Source organism: Bacillus sp. SH7-1, from assembly GCF_008042405.1.
GTDB lineage: Bacteria > Bacillota > Bacilli > Bacillales > Bacillaceae_G > Bacillus_A > Bacillus_A thuringiensis_N.
Genome location: NZ_QNUD01000007.1, coordinates 105251 through 122048 on the forward strand (window position 1 = coordinate 105251; position 16798 = coordinate 122048).

Genomic DNA, 16798 nt, shown 5'->3' on the forward strand with positions numbered 1-16798 from the left:
ATTAACTTTAGGGGGCAATACTATGCCATTAATCGAGCTAAATACTTGGCCAACCATGTCAACAGAAGAAAAGAAGGAATTCATTTATAATGTAACGGAACTTACAATAAAACGATTAAAAATTGTCCCTGACAAAATTCAAGTGTTGATCACGGAACTTGAGAAAGAAAATTGGGGGAAAGCTGGGGCTGTAGCAAGTGATGCTACCTTTGCTGAGAAAAGTAGGGTGTCCAATTGGGAAACAAAAGAGTCTTACGATACACCGTCTGGTAACGTTGATGGAATGGCTATTATTAAGATTGATATATGGAATACATTTGATCAAGATACAAAGGATAAGTGGGTAAACGAACTTACACAAGTAACATCTAAATATACGCATGCACCTTTGGATAAAGTCCTTATCCTTATCCGTGAAATGATTCCAGGAAACTGGGGGCAAAGTGGTGTAACGGGAGCTCATGCAGATTTCCTTTCCAAAAGTCGTACATTTTAATGATTAAATAAAAAAGGCAAAAATGAACATATTTCTGTTCGTTTCTGCCTTTTTATTATTTGTCTACGGTAATGAACATGATCCTTTACACGTTTAAGCAATGTCCTCTAAAGTTACCTCTACGGGAAAAGTGTATTTCTTCATTTGAAAGTCTTCTTCATGGAATGTAGATTTCAATTTTTGAGCAAAATAAGCTGGGTTATATAAATGTTACTTTTTAGTACCTATAGTACTTTAAAGTACGTACTTTTTATTATGTTAAATATCATTCATAATAGCACATGTGAGAGGGAAACAAGCTTTATGGTACTAGTAATTAACTATGTTACTTTTTAGTACCTACAGCACTTTAAAGTGCGTACTATTCATTATGTTAAATATATTTCATAATAGTACATGTAGGAGAGAGACAAGCTTTACGATACTAAAAAGTATCTATCGTACTTTAAAGTGCGTTCTTTAAAAAGAGAATGAAACCATTCATAATAGCGTTTGTAGAAATTAAATATATTTTTTGAAAGATAAAAGGGCCTTTTTATCGCACTATTATGATAGGAATTATGGGGAAGAGGGGAAACTCAATTGAATTCATATACAGCATCGTCTTCAGAAGTTCAGACGAATCGAAGAAGTATATTTGCGTTATTAGCGCTAGCAATTAGTGCGTTCGGGATTGGGACAACTGAATTTGTTAGTGTCGGTTTATTACCATCTATTTCGGAAGATTTACATGTGTCGGTGACAACAGCTGGTTTAACAGTTTCTTTATATGCGTTAGGAGTAGCATTTGGTGCTCCAGTATTAACGTCGTTAACAGCTAATATGTCACGAAAAACGTTATTAATGTGGATTATGATTATTTTCATTATTGGTAACGGAATTGCAGCTGTCGCAACAAGCTTCACTGTATTACTTATTGCGCGAATTGTTTCTGCACTTTCGCATGGTGTGTTTATGTCAATTGGTTCAACGATTGCTGCGGCACTTGTACCAGAAAATAAACGTGCTAGCGCCATTGCAATTATGTTTACTGGTGTAACAGTTGCAACTATTACAGGGGCACCAATTGGAACATTTATTGGTCAACAATTTGGCTGGAGAACATCATTTTTAGCAATTGTAGTAATTGGAATTATTGCCTTAATTGCAAATAGTATTCTCATCCCATCTAATATGAAAAAAGGTGCGTCTGTATCATTCCGTGATCAGTTTAAATTGATTACGAACGGAAGACTGTTACTAGTTTTCATCATTACTGCATTAGGATATGGGGGAACATTCGTAACATTTACGTATTTATCTCCGTTGTTACAAGAAGTAACAGGATTTAAAGCTAATACGGTTACTATCATTTTATTAGTGTATGGAATCGCAATTGCAATAGGGAATGTGATTGGCGGAAAATTATCGAATCATAATCCGATTCGAGCGCTATTTTACATGTTCTTTATTCAAGCGATTATATTATTTGTTTTAACATTTACAGCACCATTTAAGGTAGCTGGGTTAATTACAATTATCTTCATGGGACTATTCGCATTTATGAATGTTCCAGGGTTACAAGTATATGTCGTAATGTTAGCTGAACGATTTGTACCGAGTGCTGTCGATGTTGCATCGGCAATTAATATTGCGGCGTTTAATGCTGGGATTGCCCTTGGTGCTTATTTAGGCGGTATTGTAACGAACTCGTTAGGGTTAATTCATACAGCTTGGGTAGGCGGCATTATGGTAGTAGGTGCTGTTATTTTAACAGCATGGAGCATGACATTAGAAAAAAGAGATTAAGTAAAATAAAAGGAGAGAAAATAAAATGAAAAATTTACAAAGTAAAACAGTATTAAATAATGGTGTAGAAATGCCTTGGTTCGGTTTAGGTGTATTTAAAGTAGAAGAAGGACCAGAACTTGTAGAAGCAATTAAATCAGCAATTAAAGCAGGGTACCGTAGCATCGATACAGCAGCGATTTATGGAAATGAAGCAGCTGTAGGTGAGGGAATCCGTGCAGGTATTGAAGCAACTGGAATTTCAAGAGAAGAATTGTTTATCACTTCAAAAGTATGGAATGCAGACCAAGGATACGAAGAAACAATTGCGGCATATGAAGAGAGTTTAAAAAAATTAAAACTAGATTATTTAGATTTATATCTTGTTCACTGGCCTGTGGAAGGGAAATATAAAGATACGTGGAGAGCGTTAGAAACACTTTATAAAGAAAAGCGTGTACGTGCAATTGGCGTAAGTAACTTCCAAATCCATCATCTGCAAGATGTAATAAAAGATGCAGAAATTAAGCCAATGATTAACCAAGTAGAATACCACCCTCGTTTAACACAAAAAGAATTACAAGCTTTCTGTAAAGAACAAGGTATTCAAATGGAAGCATGGTCACCATTAATGCAAGGTCAATTATTAGATAACGAAACATTACAAGCAATTGCTGAGAAACACGGTAAAACAACAGCGCAAGTTATTTTACGTTGGGATCTTCAAAATGGAGTAATTACAATTCCAAAATCAACGAAAGAACACCGCATCATTGCAAATGCTGATGTATTTAACTTTGAATTAACGAAAGAAGATATGGAGAAAATCGATGCGTTAAATGAAAATCACCGCGTTGGTCCAGATCCTGATAACTTTGATTTCTAAGATTAATGAGTAAAAAGAGTGCAAAAAATTGCGCTCTTTTTTTTATAGTTTCTATTCAATAAAGTGTTTCTGTTTATGACTTTTGGATTGTTTTAGGCTATGCGGAAAACTGATTTTAAAATAGTATAAAGTTTGACATAAAATAATGCATTCTATAATATATATGCTATAGCATATATATGTTAAGTTATTTGGAGGTGACATATGGACTTATATGATTTAACAGGATATCTTGTTCATCGTACTGATGTGAAGTGAACAAATTATATAAGGTAAGATTATCACATATTCCTTATATAATTCATCATTTATATGCTATGGCATATAAATGTCATTTCTTAACTGGTAATGTTCAAAATTTAAATAATATAGTAGGGAATTTATGAAACGAGGAGATTTTAGTTATGGAAAAATTCATATTAGCGTTTGATAGAGAACTTGTAATTGCAGAAAAAAAAGACTCAACATGGAGCGTTCAATCACAGTTTGTAGGTGCGAATCCAGTTGCTTTAGCTTTAGATCCATACGATCCAGAAAGAATGTATTGTGGTACTTTTGATAGAGGATTATGGAGAAGTAGAGATGGAGGAAGTTCTTGGGAACCGATTGGAACTTTACCTTCTTTTGGTGAAGTGTTCCCAGCTAATACTATTCATATGAGAGCTATTACAGCAGTTTCTGTATCTCCAGCGAAGGATGATGACGGTAACGGGATCGTATATGTAGGAACTGAACCGAGCGCCATGTTTGTATCCAAAAATGGAGGAGACAGTTTTGAATTGCTAACGGATTATCGACAAATGCCATCGTATTCATCATGGTTCTTTCCTCAACGAACATATACGCACCACGTAAAACATATTGAAATTGATGCTAATAATCCAGAAACTATTTATACAACGATTGAGGTAGGAGGATTAATTAAAAGTGTAGATGGCGGTATGACATGGACTGAGGAAAAAGAGGGGAACTATCTTCAAGATATTCACATTCTTAAATCACATCGCAATGCGCCAAATCGCTTATACGGGGTGTTAGGTGATTCATTCTTGAAAGAACCAGGTCACGAGTATGCGGAGAGTAATGATGGAGGTAAGACGTGGAACTATATGTGTAGTGGGCTAAAGCATCATTACGCATATCAAATGGCAGTTAATCCGAATGATCCAGAAAATATTATTATCGCGACATCTTCAAATCCACACGTAGCGCATGATTACAATAATGGAAATTGTGAATCATTTATTTATAAGAAAGAAAAAGATCAGCCTTGGGCAGAAATGAATGCAGGTTTACCAACTCCTAAAGGAACAATTATACCAGTATTAAAGGCAACAAGTGATGGAACGTTCTATCTGTTTAGCAATAAAGGAGTGTATCAGTCAGTAGATGGTGGTTCAAATTGGACATCATTAGAGATTCCTTGGGAGAATAGATTTATGGAACAACATCCTTATGAGATGTTAATCATTAAATAAGTGATGGATATAGTTATTACTACTATTCATTAAAAATGGTTAGTTGAATTTACAATGTAAAAAGCCAGGTAATGCATTATTCATGCTACCTGGCTTTTTTGATCATCAATTTAAGGTTATTTTCATATTTGTGTAAATATGAAACAAGCAGGATACATGAATAGAGAATGGGTAAAATAATACCGAATGATCACTAGATTGTATCAATGATGCTATAAGAGTTTTTTTAGGTAAACTGAAGCAATAAGCAGTGGTTTAGATTCAGAATGACTGGCAATTGGTGTTATGGAGTTCAATGGTTCAAAAATGAACTCATTTCAACTCATATTATCTTCGCAATGTAACATTTTGAAGAATATTAAAACTTAGGAGGAATTGAATTATGACAAAAGATTTCTATACTGCATTGAAAGAAAGACGTACTTACTATGGGATTAATAAAGAGGTACAAGTATCAGATGAAAAAATTAAAGAAATCGTGGAGTTTGCTGTGAAATATACACCATCCGCTTTCAATTCTCAAACTGCGCGATTAGTTGTATTATTTGGTGAAGCTCATAATAAATTATGGGATATTACAACGGAAACATTAAGAAAAGTAGTTGGAGATGGAGATTTTTCAGGAACGCAACAAAAAATGGATTCTTTTAAAGCTGGTTATGGAACAGTACTATTCTTTGAAGATGAAGCTATCGTTAAATCGCTTCAAGAAAAATTTGCTGCATATGCTGAAAACTTCCCAATTTGGTCACACCAAGCATCAGGTATGCACCAATTAGTCGTGTGGACAGGATTAGAAGCAGAGGGATTAGGGGCGTCTTTACAACACTATAATCCATTAATTGATGATGAAGTAAAAACAGAATGGAATGTTCCTGCTAATTGGAAACTGATTGCGCAAATGCCATTTGGTAATCCAACGGCTGCACCAGGAGAAAAAGAATTCCAACCACTTGAAGAGCGTGTGAAATTTCATAAGTAATAAAGTGAAACTTTAATTAGTAGTGGTCTTACTGTCCGCAAATAGCGGGGAAAGCTACCTGTATTGTGAAAAGAAAACTGTTTAGTTACAAAAAGTTTATTGGTTCTTTTTATTAAGCGAGTATGTATGAATAAAAGGCGTTAAAAACACTATTTTAATTTTTAAAGGAACAAGGTGATCGTTTTGATCATCTTGCTTTATTTCTTACATTTTATTTATTAAAAAACGCTAGGTTTTCATAAATGCTTGAAAAACTAGCGTTTTAATTATAGGTATTTGTAATTTGATTATTTAAAACTATATACGAAAAAGTTTTTATGCTATTCCTCAAGTTCTATCCATTCCTGTGACCATTCTTCTATTCCGCGAATAATAGCTTCTAAAGCAAATCCTTTTTGAGTTAAAGAATATTCTATACGAACTGGTGTCTCAGGAAAGACTTTACGTTCGACAATTCCTTCTAGTTCTAATTCTTTCAATCTTTCTGAAAGTAATCTTCCGCTAACAGGAAGAGAAGATTCAAGCGTACAAAAGCGCTGAGGTCCAGAGAAAAGTTGGTAAATAATGAGTGCTGTCCATCGTTGACTAAAAAATTTCATTCCTTTTTCAAAGCGAGGGCATAATGTAGAATCCTTCATTTTCCTTCACCTCCTAAAGTGAATTATATAACATATTACTATTAGTAACAAATGTTTTTATAATTAATTACTTGACGTAAACTGATTACAAATGTATACTCACTTACATAAAGTAACTAAGTAGTTTTATGTAACTAATGTTTTTTTCTTTAAATGGCCAAAGTTGTAATGATACATATTGCATATAAGCTGAGAGAAAAAAGAATATCATCTGTAAAAACACTTACGTTGTGTAAGTTAAACAATAAAAAATATAACAATGGAAGAGAATTTTTAGAGATTCTCTATACTAGGAGGTACCTAATGGTTACAACAGATACAATTCATATGTTAGAAGATAAAATTCAATTTATACATCAAGATGGAAAGGATATTTATTTAGTAGGACCTATCAAATTGCCAATTAATTTATATGGGGAGACTAAAGTTTTCCAATGGTATTCTTGGTTACAATGTAGTGAGGGTACAAATAGTGTAGAAGGGATTGTTGAAAAACTTTCATCTATTAATTTAGCTGATATGCAGCAATCTAGTGTGCTTGTATATGGTGATTTTGAGAATTCTGAAGATGCCCTAATTCGTATGCATAGTATTTGTCACACCGGTGATATCTTTGGTAGTAAACGTTGTGACTGTGGATTCCAATTAAAGCAGTCTTTACAAATGATTACAGAACATGGTTCAGGTGCTTTATTTTACTTAGCGAATCATGAAGGAAGAGGGATTGGCTTGTTTAGTAAAGCGATGACGTACCTCTTGCAAGAAAATGGATTAGATACAGTAGAAGCGAATCTGAACCTAGGTTTTGAAGATGATGTTCGAAACTATGATGATACAATTGAAGTATTAAAAGCGCTACGCTCAAAACCTGTAAAACTTATTACAAATAATCCGAAAAAATTAGAAGCTTTACAAAAAGCTGGATTAAATGTTACGAGTCGTGAACCGTTATGGGGTGATGTCTCAGAGTTTAATGAGAAATATTTGCAAACGAAGATTCAACGTTCTGGACATTTTGAAGGGGGACACTTACATGCTTGAGCATGAATTATATATGAAGCTAGCACTAGAAAATGCCAAGGCTATGAATGGACAAACGACTCCAAATCCATTGGTTGGATCTGTAATTGTAAATGATAATCGAATTGTAGGGATCGGAGTACATATGAAGGCTGGGGAACCACATGCCGAAATACATGCGATACGCATGGCGGGAGAACAGGCCCGTGGTGGTACAATCTATGTAACTCTTGAACCTTGTTCTCATCATGGAAGAACAGGGCCTTGTGCAGAAGCAATTGTACAAGCAGGAATTAAGAAGGTAGTAGTTGCTACACTTGATCCAAATCCACTTGTTTCTGGACGTGGAATTAAAATTCTGCAAGATGCTGGTATTGAAGTGCTTGTAGGAGTGTGTGAAGAAGAATCTAAAAAGATGAATGAAGTCTTTAATAAATATATTATGACAAAGCGCCCATTTGTAACGATTAAATCGGGTGTTACATTAGATGGGAAAATTGCTACTTCTTTATCGGATAGTAAGTGGATCACATCTACAGAAGCGAGACAGGAAGTACACCAAATACGAAATGAAAATGCAGCCATTTTAGTAGGAGCGAATACTGTACAAAAGGATAATCCATCATTGACAACGCGTATTCCAAATGGAAGAAATCCAATTCGTGTAATATTGGACTCAACATTACGCATACCAATGGAAGCTCACGTTGTTACAGATGGAGAAGCTCCTACCTGGATATTTACAACAAGTAATCATGCAGCGGAAAAAAGGAAGGCATTAGAAAATGCAGGAGTTAAAGTATTTGTTACTAGCGGAGAAAAGCATATAAACTTATATGAAATGCTTGATGTTTTAGGGGAAAAAGGAGTTTCCGCCCTGCTTATTGAAGGTGGTGGAGAGGTAAATGCTTCGTTTATTGAAAATGAATTGATGGATAAACTTATTTTATATTTCGCACCTAAAATTATTGGGGGCAGATTGGCGCCTAGCTTTGTAGAGGGGACTGGTATTACTAAAATGCAAGATGCAATTGAATTTAAGAATATATCATTTACCCAGGTTGGAAAAGATTATAGATTTATTGGTTATCCAGAATATCGGAAAGATGAGAAATAAGGAAAATAAAAACTACTTATATTTTCCGATAAATGGATTGCAGAAAGGAGCGATGAAAAGTGAAGTTTGGATTTGATATCGATGATACATTAATTGATTTAAGGCAGCATGCTTTTCATTTATATAATAAAAAATTAAACAAAAAAGTAGGATTGGATGTATTTCATTCTTTGAAAACAATTGAAATTCATGAAGCATTTGGTATGACTTCGGAGGAAGGCAGTCATATGTGGAATAGTTTGTTGGATGAGATTTATTATACTTCTTGTTCACCGTTTCCGTATGCAGTAGAGACTTTGCAAGAATTAGAAAGACAGGGACATGAAATATACTATATAACGGCGCGACCTAAAGAGCATGGAGAGCAAACAAAAAAATGGTTAATAGAAAAAGGATTTCCGGTACATGAAGATCGCTTTTTCTATGGAATGAAGGATGAAGAAAAAATACACTTCATACAAGAAATAAAATTAAACTATTTCTTTGATGATAAGCCGGCTGTCTTAGAAACGTTAATAGGAAAACCGATAAATGTGTATGCAAAAACTACTTCTTACAATCAATATCTCAATATTCCGCGTATTACAAGTTGGACAGAGTTAGGAGATATTTTAAAGAAAGATATGTAAGGATTTAATTAGAAAATCAAATAGAGCCAAGAGTATATTGAATATTACAATTTTAGAGGAAAGACATATGTCATATGTCTTTCCTCATTTTTTTTGGGCACTTCAAAATGTTAGCTTGATGGGCCTGGGGTACCGCCCACATTTTAACGAAAATATATGCTAAGAAAGTTTTGACATAAAAAAGCCGATTTTTACCCAGTTAAGAGTACATCGGCTCGTTAATATTTAGCAGTAATTTCTTATCCATTTATGCATAAAGATCTTACCGTTATCGCTGCCTTTGTTAGAATCCAGTTTTACATAGGGTGCTACCAAAAATTTGAAAAAATAAATTTAATTGCTTGAAAATTCATTTCGAATGATTTATATTTGTATTAAATGATAGATTTATCTATCAAAAATAACTTTATACAAAGAAAGGTGTGATTGAGATTGTTAAACGCCCCATTGATGGGAAGCATTTAGGTGCAACAGCATTGAAATGATTGGGAAGAAATGAGTGAGCCTTCACAATAAAGAAAGCTATAACTTTATGTAGTGCTTGATACCCTTGTATTAGATTATTTGATAAAAACATCGAAACTCATTGAAATATATTTCTGTCTAAGTTGTTATCATGTCTTGATGAAAAACGTAAAAAATAGACAAGAGAAAATCCTGGAAAACCTGTTCAGAAAGTATGGTATGAAGGCAAGCTTGTGAAGTGAATTCAAAATCAATTGGACAAAAGTGAGGTAAATAATATGACTTTTGAAGAAAAATTACAAGAATATGCAGAACTTACGGTAAAAATTGGTGTCAATATTCAACCAGGGCAATACTTATTAGTCAATACATCAGTGGATGCATTGGATTTCGTCCGTATAGTTGTGAAAGAGGCTTATAAGGCTGGGGCTGGGCGTGTTCATGTTAATTTTTCGGATGAGGAAATGGATCGTGCTTACTTTGATCATGCCTCAGATGAAGAATTTAATCGTTTCCCAGAATGGATAGTCAAAATGAATGATGAGCTGATTGAACGTAATGGCGCACTATTAATAATAGATGCTACAGACCCCGATAGATTTACAGGTATTTCAGCTGATCGTCTAGCTACCTATCAAAAGGTATCAGGAGCTGCTCTAGGAAACAATCGCAACGCCGTAATGAAGGATTTAATAGCTTGGTCGATGGTAGCAGTTCCTTCATCAAAGTGGGCATCGAAGGTGTTCCCGAATTTAGCAGCTGAGGATCAAGTACCAGCATTATGGGAGGCTATTTTTAAAGCTGTTCGTATCGGTGAAGGAAAGGCGGTTGAAAAATGGCGTGAACATGTAACAAATATAGAATCTCGTGCGGTCCTATTAAACAATAAAAAATATGCGATGCTTCACTATACAGCGCCAGGTACTCATTTAACAATTGCATTAGCGTCACAGCATAAATGGATTACTGGAGGTGGTAAAACGCCAGATGATACTACCTTTATGGCTAATATGCCGACAGAAGAGGTTTATACGTTACCGATGAAACAAGGTGTAAATGGCTATGTAAGCAGTACAAAACCATTAGTTTATCAAGGGAATATTATCGACGGTTTTAAACTGACATTTGAAGAAGGAAAAATTATTAAAGCTGAAGCACAGATAGGACATGATTTATTACAGGAGCTTATTAATGTGGATGAAGGCGCCTGCTATTTAGGTGAGGTAGCACTTGTACCACATCTATCGCCAATTTCAGCATCGGGGATTTTATATTTTAATACATTGTTTGATGAAAATGCCTCGAACCATTTAGCGATTGGTAAAGCTTATCCAACTTGCTTAGAGGGTGGAAGGGATTTAGATAACGATCAGCTTGAAACGTTAGGTGCAAATAGTTCAGTAATACATGAGGACTTTATGATCGGCAGCAGTGAGATGGACATCGACGGTATTCTACCTGATGGAACTGTAGAGCCAATTTTCCGTAAAGGAAGCTGGGCATTTTAAGTTTTTAATTTGAAGAAAGGAGTATAGTGGATGAAACGATTATTAAGCATAATTGGTGCAACTATATAGGTGTTTCATCTGTTTTTGCTGAGACTGAAAACTACCTCTTTAATTTAGAAGTAAAATGCATTTAAAGGAGATAGGCCAATGAATTTCTGGGAAGTCGTTTTGATAGTTGTGAATTTTAGTCTATTGAGTTGGATACTGTTTGTAGCCGGGGAAACGAAAAAATGGTTTAAATTAGCTACTTTGGTTGCTGTTGTAATGGTTACAGTTCAGCTATTGTCAGAAGGTTTTAGATGGCAGATGATTCCGGCATATGTATCCCCAGTTATCTTGATTTTATGCTATTTATTAGCTGGACGGAAAAAGGGATTTAGAAGCCGGGGGATATTCATAGTTAAGACTTTGTTGTTGTGCATCTATTTGTCTGTAGCAGTTGCGCTACCCTTACTTATGCCAGTATTTTCATTTGAAGAACCAACTGGTCCACATAGGGTCGGTACGAAGCTATATCATTGGGTTGATCATCAAAGAAATGAACCATATTCGAAAAATCCAACTGATCGACGCGAACTGATGGTGCAAATTTGGTATCCTGCAGCTGAAAAAAGCAAGGGGGATCAAGAACCTTATATTCGTAACATAAATGAGCTCTCCAAGGGATTGGAAAAAACATTGTCTATTCCTGCATTTGCATTTAGCCACTTGGAATTGGTAAAATCTCATTCGTTTATGGATTTACAACTCTCAGACTCAGAGAATCAATATCCCATATTACTTTTCTCTCATGGTTTTAATGGTTTTCGTAATCAAAACACGTTTGAAGTTGAGGAGTTGGCTAGTCAAGGATATATTGTTCTAAGTATCGATCATACTTTTGATACTGCAGCTACCGTCTTTCCAGATGGTCGAACTGCTTACGTACAGCCCTTCAATTTAACTGATGACGAAGGGGATAGCCACATAAAATTATGGGAGGAAGATGTCACCTTTGTGCTTAATCAGATAGAGAAACTTAACCAAAACGATGAGACCGGCTTCTTTACAGGAAGGCTTGATACCTCACGAATTGGAATGTTTGGGCACTCTTATGGTGGAGCTACCGCAGCACAAATACTTGCAAAAGATTCTCGTGTCAAAGCAGCTATCAATATGGATGGCGCATTGTATGGGGAAATTTTACCTGAAAGTGGGATTGGAAAACCATTTCTGCTCATGAGTGCAGAAGAGCCTGATGAAGCAGATCCCGATAAAGTGAGGGAGCGATATGAACGTGGGTTAGCTGGCGGTGGTATGTCAATGGTCATTCCTCATACGGATCATACAAGCTTCACTGATTTACATTTGTTCTCCCCTCTGTTGCAGAGCCCAGGTGAAAATCCAAAGGAAGTTCATCGCGTTATCAACGAATTCAGCCTGGCATTTTTTGACCAGTATGTAAAACAGAAGGATGACGGCTCAACCCTTAAAAGGCTGATGACCAAATACCCGGAAGTAAATTTTAAAGTAAACCGATAACTTTATGCAGAAAGTACCTTCATATAAAAGTAGAAAAATTACTGTAATTATTAATTCTTCATGAAAAAATGCTGGGAAAATTAGCAAGAAGGATAACAATATTAGTGAAAAAAATAAAAATATCACAAGGGAACATCGTGAAAAATAGCTTAAAAAACCCAGCTAATGTGATTATTTTCTCTACTAAGAAAGCGACTCGTACCATTTCCTTTGGCTTTTGTATGTATTACATCAAAAAATTAATCTCTTCATCGTCATCTACATAATGAAATGCTAAAAATGAAACATTCAAAGTACTATCAGTTTCAGTAATATAATTCTTTTGGAAAAGCTAAATTCAGCAGCTGGACACTTTGTTTGAGATTGTTTATCATAATATCAAATGATATATTTATCTATCAAAAAATGACGACTTTATATATAAAAAGGGAGAGATTGACGATGAAGAAAGACTTATCAACGTTAAAGGAAGCGAGATTTAACGCAATTCTTGATTCAGCTACTATATTGCTTGTTGAAAATCCTACTGCTTCGATGAATGAAATTGCGGAATATGCGGGAATTGGCATTGCTACACTCCATCGTTACGTCGAAAGCAGAGAGAAATTGATGCTGTTCTTGGGCCATCGGGCTATACAACTGGTAAGTGATACCGTAAACCAGATCCCACTGGATGAAGAAAGAAGTGAAAACTATATTTCAGAACTCATTGAAGCGTTAATCCCTTTAGGTGACAAAATCTATTTTCTAGGTCATGATGCATCTGTATTTAACAACAAAGAATTAGGTGAAGCCGAAGAGAAGCTGAGGGAACCTATACGACGCGTTATTGAGCTGTTACAACAACGTGGTTACTTTCAGCAAACGGTTAGCAGCGAATGGATTTTGAATACGCTTTATGCCCTGATTTTCCATACTTGGGAACAAGTACATGAAGGAAATGTGGCTAAAAAATCTGCTGCAGAGCTTGTTTTAAATACATTTTATTATGGTTTCAAAGCTAAGGATGAGTTGAGATGCGAGTAAACTAATACAAATCCATGATAATTAACATCAATAATATATAAAGCGGAAAGGAGTACTGGGAAATGAATCAAATCTCTATAGTAAAGGCTGTTCAACAATCCATGGTCGGCGCCCAGCTAAATGTAATGGCATTGGAATATATGGCGTTTCCACTTGCAGGATCTGAGGAGAAGAACACAGTCGAAGGGACATTTTGTAAGCTATGGCGGCAGGGGAACAACCGTTTTAGTCATCAATACGCTTATGAAGCTCAAATGGACGGGAAAACTTTAGGGATGATTACTTGCTATCCCATCCCCGTTTTAAATCGTCTTGCCTGGCCCACTTTTAAACAGCTGCTTTCATTCCGAAAGTTGGGTTTTCTTGTTTATAACATTCGGAATATCAAAATGCTTTATTCCATGATTACCTTGAAGGAGGGAGAAGATGACGAGTTTCACATCGGAACAATTGCCTTATTTCCCGAAAGTCGAGGATTAGGGATAGGTACCAGACTACTTGAGTTTGCTGAGGAACAGGCTTCCCTGCAAGGCTTTGCCAAATGCTCTCTAACAGTAAAGAAAGAGAACCAACTTGCCATTAAATTGTATCAGAGATTAGGCTACCAGATTACAAGTGAAATCAATAAACCAAAGTTATCGTTGTACAGAATGGTCAAAAACGTAGGACGTTACAACCTTTTTTAAAAAATTTGTAACGTATTAGGGCAGTACTAATGGTACCGCCCCATCGCTATCAATCCAAGATTAAATAAAAAACAACTAAATAGATTTTTTTCAAAAATTTAATATAAACTATTTGAAGATTCGCACTAAATATTTAGAAAAAGAAAAAAACTCACCTGAAATTAAACGTATATTACCTTAGCTTGATGGGCATGAGGGAATACCACCGTTTCTTTAAAGTGTGATGTGCTGGGAGTACTTCAAATAGAGAGGAAATAGAAAAATGAGAAATAAGAAAAATATTTTTTTAGTTAGTCTTGTATGGAAGCGTAATTTATATATCAATGATGGGTGCCCCTGGTGCCGCAGTATTTGCGGATATTTTGGATGAGAAGTTAAAGAATTAATGGGATATGTTCATAATCATGAATTTTTGGAAAACCAAAATTACAATGTTAGGTTATTTTGAATCAGTAGTGGATAATATGCAAAATTGCATATTATAAAATAAACATCGTAATTTTTGGATTCTTAGTATAAAATACATTACTTAAACTATATATTAGAATGGAGAAAATGAATTGGAATTATTAAGAAACAGTAAGGTTGGTACAAAACTAAACATACTAATAGCTATATCAAGTATTGCATGTATAGTATTATCCCTAATAGGATTTTTTGGATTAGAAAGAGGGAAAAGTACTTCTTCTAATATGTATGAGGATAATTTACTACCAATTGAGAGGATTGGGATTGTAGAATCTAATTTTTATCATGTTAATATGAACTTTATGGAAATTATGTTATCAAAAGATGAAAAAAGAATGAATGAATTAATAAGAGAAATGGACGGAATTCGTAAGGAAAATGATCATCTTTTAAAGCAGTTTGAGGCTAAAGTTATTTCTACTAAAGAAAAAGAATTATATAACACGTTTCATGAAACATTTAATGAATTAAGAACTCAAATGAAGAAAGCGCAAGAATTAGGGGAATCTAATAATGAGGAAGCATATGCATATTACCTAAAAGAGATTGAACCTAATATGCAAAAATCAATTCAATCAATTCGTGAATTGATTTTATATAATAGTAATGATGCAGAGCTTTTACAAAAGGAAAATAATAATGGTGCTCAAAATACAATGATAATGTTTGTTAGTATTTCGATTTTAGCAATTTTAATAATTATGTTAATTGGATATATTATTAAATTAACTATCCGAAAACCACTTGCGTTACTACAAAATGATATGGAAAAAGTAGCAGCTGGAGATTTAACAACACGTACTCCTTATAAAGCAAATAATGAATTAGGGCATATTGTCCAGTCTTTTAATAGTATGTTAGATAACCTTCAACAATTAATTGCGAATGTTAAAATGACAACACAAGAGGTTATTTCTTCTACTGAGGGCGTATTACAAGATACAAAGCGAGCATCTAATATTTCAGCTGAGGTTGTCCAGACTGTTTTAGAAGTAAAAACAAAAATAGAAGGTCAAGTAACTAGTATTCAGGAGAGCTCATCCTCAATGGAAGAAATTACAACCGGGGTGCAAACTATAGCTGAATCTTCAGCAGTAGTCGCTGAGGTAGCAGTAACGACTACGGAACGAATTAATATCGGTAGTGAAGTGATAAATCACTCTATCCTTCAAATGAACAGTGTGCATGATGTTGTCGAGGAAACATCAAAAGTAATAAATAAACTTGTTACACGTACACAACAGATTGATACAGCTCTCGCTGCAATTACTAATATTGCCGAACAAACGAACCTTCTTGCCTTAAATGCTGCTATTGAAGCGGCACGTGCTGGAGAGAATGGGAAAGGATTTGCAGTGGTTGCCGCAGAAGTTAGAGACTTGGCTGAGCAATCAAAAGAATCTGCAAAGGAAGTTAATCATTTAATAAAATCCATTCAACAAGATACCCAAGATACAGTTAATGTCATGCAAAAAGGACAACAAAAGGCAGTAGAAGGAAAAGAAGCTGCTCACAAAGCGAAACAAACATTCTTGTCTATTATGAGAGATATTGATAAAATTACAGTTCAAATTCAAGAAGTATCCGCAGCGACAGAAGAGATGTCTGCTGGTACAGAAGAAGTAAATGCTTCTCTTTCGCTAGTTTCTGAAACTGCAACAGATGTAAAGAAGGAGACTCTTCAAACAGTAAAGTCAATTCAATCACAGGTCGTATCAATTGAACAAATATCAATTCAATCCAATAAAATGAAAGAAAAGGTGGAAGAATTAACGGAATTGGTTTCAAAATTTAATATTACAGAAAAAAAGGATGAGTAAATCGTAAAAGTTTAGGTACGGCTATCAGTCTAAAAATAATTGATTTTTTGCGATTAAAAAGATTTTAGTAATTAATTCAATCACAAGTATAAAAACATGAAGACTTAAGGGGCTTCGTGTTTTTTTATTGAATAATGTATGAAAAAAATATTGATCATTATACGATATTTCGGAAGTTAACACGAAATATTAATATATGCAAAATTACATACATTAAATGATTGATAATCATGAATTAATGTAACTATAATAATTACACTGATAAGTAACTTACTGACGACAGTTATAAGT

General features: G+C 34.7%; 14 protein-coding genes. 13 read left to right on the forward strand and 1 reads right to left on the reverse strand.

Annotated elements, in window-relative coordinates:
- Positions 1-22 precede the first annotated feature (22 nt).
- From DN390_RS06875 to DN390_RS06895, 5 genes are all read left to right on the forward strand, one after another.
- A complete protein-coding gene (locus tag DN390_RS06875; protein ID WP_147806919.1) occupies positions 23-496 on the forward strand; it encodes a tautomerase family protein in 474 nt (157 codons plus the stop codon).
- Between the two features lie 582 nt (positions 497-1078).
- Positions 1079-2284 (forward strand): MFS transporter, encoded by a 1206-nt coding sequence (locus DN390_RS06880; RefSeq protein ID WP_147806920.1) that lies wholly within the window; start codon positions 1079-1081, stop codon positions 2282-2284.
- A 25-nt stretch (positions 2285-2309) separates the two neighbouring features.
- Positions 2310-3149 (forward strand): aldo/keto reductase, encoded by an 840-nt coding sequence (locus DN390_RS06885; protein ID WP_060631649.1) that lies wholly within the window; start codon positions 2310-2312, stop codon positions 3147-3149.
- A 404-nt stretch (positions 3150-3553) separates the two neighbouring features.
- Positions 3554-4627 (forward strand): WD40/YVTN/BNR-like repeat-containing protein, encoded by a 1074-nt coding sequence (locus tag DN390_RS06890; protein WP_147806921.1) that lies wholly within the window; start codon positions 3554-3556, stop codon positions 4625-4627.
- A 382-nt stretch (positions 4628-5009) separates the two neighbouring features.
- Positions 5010-5609 carry a nitroreductase family protein gene (locus tag DN390_RS06895; RefSeq protein WP_098126514.1) on the forward strand — a complete coding sequence of 200 codons (600 nt, stop codon included), beginning with the start codon at positions 5010-5012 and terminating at the stop codon, positions 5607-5609.
- 320 nt (positions 5610-5929) lie between these two features.
- On the opposite strand, the gene DN390_RS06900 is transcribed toward DN390_RS06895, so the two are convergent.
- Positions 5930-6247, reverse strand: coding sequence for a winged helix-turn-helix transcriptional regulator (locus DN390_RS06900; RefSeq protein ID WP_000655363.1), 318 nt, complete (start codon positions 6245-6247; stop codon positions 5930-5932).
- A gap of 303 nt (positions 6248-6550) precedes the next feature.
- Here DN390_RS06900 and DN390_RS06905 point away from each other — a divergent pair, with 303 nt between their 5' ends.
- From DN390_RS06905 to DN390_RS06945, 8 genes are all read left to right on the forward strand, one after another.
- Entirely contained in the window at positions 6551-7288 is a 738-nt protein-coding gene (locus DN390_RS06905; RefSeq protein WP_147806922.1) for a GTP cyclohydrolase II, read from the forward strand.
- On the forward strand, positions 7281-8384 hold the full coding sequence (ribD, locus tag DN390_RS06910) for a bifunctional diaminohydroxyphosphoribosylaminopyrimidine deaminase/5-amino-6-(5-phosphoribosylamino)uracil reductase RibD (RefSeq protein WP_147806923.1): 1104 nt from the start codon (positions 7281-7283) through the stop codon (positions 8382-8384). The genes DN390_RS06905 and ribD overlap by 8 nt, the downstream gene beginning before the upstream one ends.
- 59 nt (positions 8385-8443) lie before the next feature.
- The gene (locus tag DN390_RS06915; RefSeq protein WP_147806924.1) at positions 8444-9013 is read left to right on the forward strand and encodes a 5' nucleotidase, NT5C type; all 570 of its coding nucleotides are present in this window, start codon (positions 8444-8446) and stop codon (positions 9011-9013) included.
- Positions 9014-9756: 743 nt separating this feature from the next.
- The gene (locus DN390_RS06925; RefSeq protein ID WP_098951300.1) at positions 9757-10986 is read left to right on the forward strand and encodes an aminopeptidase; all 1230 of its coding nucleotides are present in this window, start codon (positions 9757-9759) and stop codon (positions 10984-10986) included.
- A 147-nt stretch (positions 10987-11133) separates the two neighbouring features.
- A complete protein-coding gene (locus DN390_RS06930; RefSeq protein WP_147806925.1) occupies positions 11134-12507 on the forward strand; it encodes an alpha/beta hydrolase family protein in 1374 nt (457 codons plus the stop codon).
- Between the two features lie 441 nt (positions 12508-12948).
- Positions 12949-13533 (forward strand): TetR/AcrR family transcriptional regulator, encoded by a 585-nt coding sequence (locus DN390_RS06935; protein ID WP_147806926.1) that lies wholly within the window; start codon positions 12949-12951, stop codon positions 13531-13533.
- A gap of 62 nt (positions 13534-13595) precedes the next feature.
- Entirely contained in the window at positions 13596-14219 is a 624-nt protein-coding gene (locus DN390_RS06940) for a GNAT family N-acetyltransferase (protein ID WP_147806927.1), read from the forward strand.
- A gap of 560 nt (positions 14220-14779) precedes the next feature.
- The gene (locus tag DN390_RS06945; protein ID WP_147806928.1) at positions 14780-16507 is read left to right on the forward strand and encodes a methyl-accepting chemotaxis protein; all 1728 of its coding nucleotides are present in this window, start codon (positions 14780-14782) and stop codon (positions 16505-16507) included.
- Positions 16508-16798: the final 291 nt, after the last annotated feature.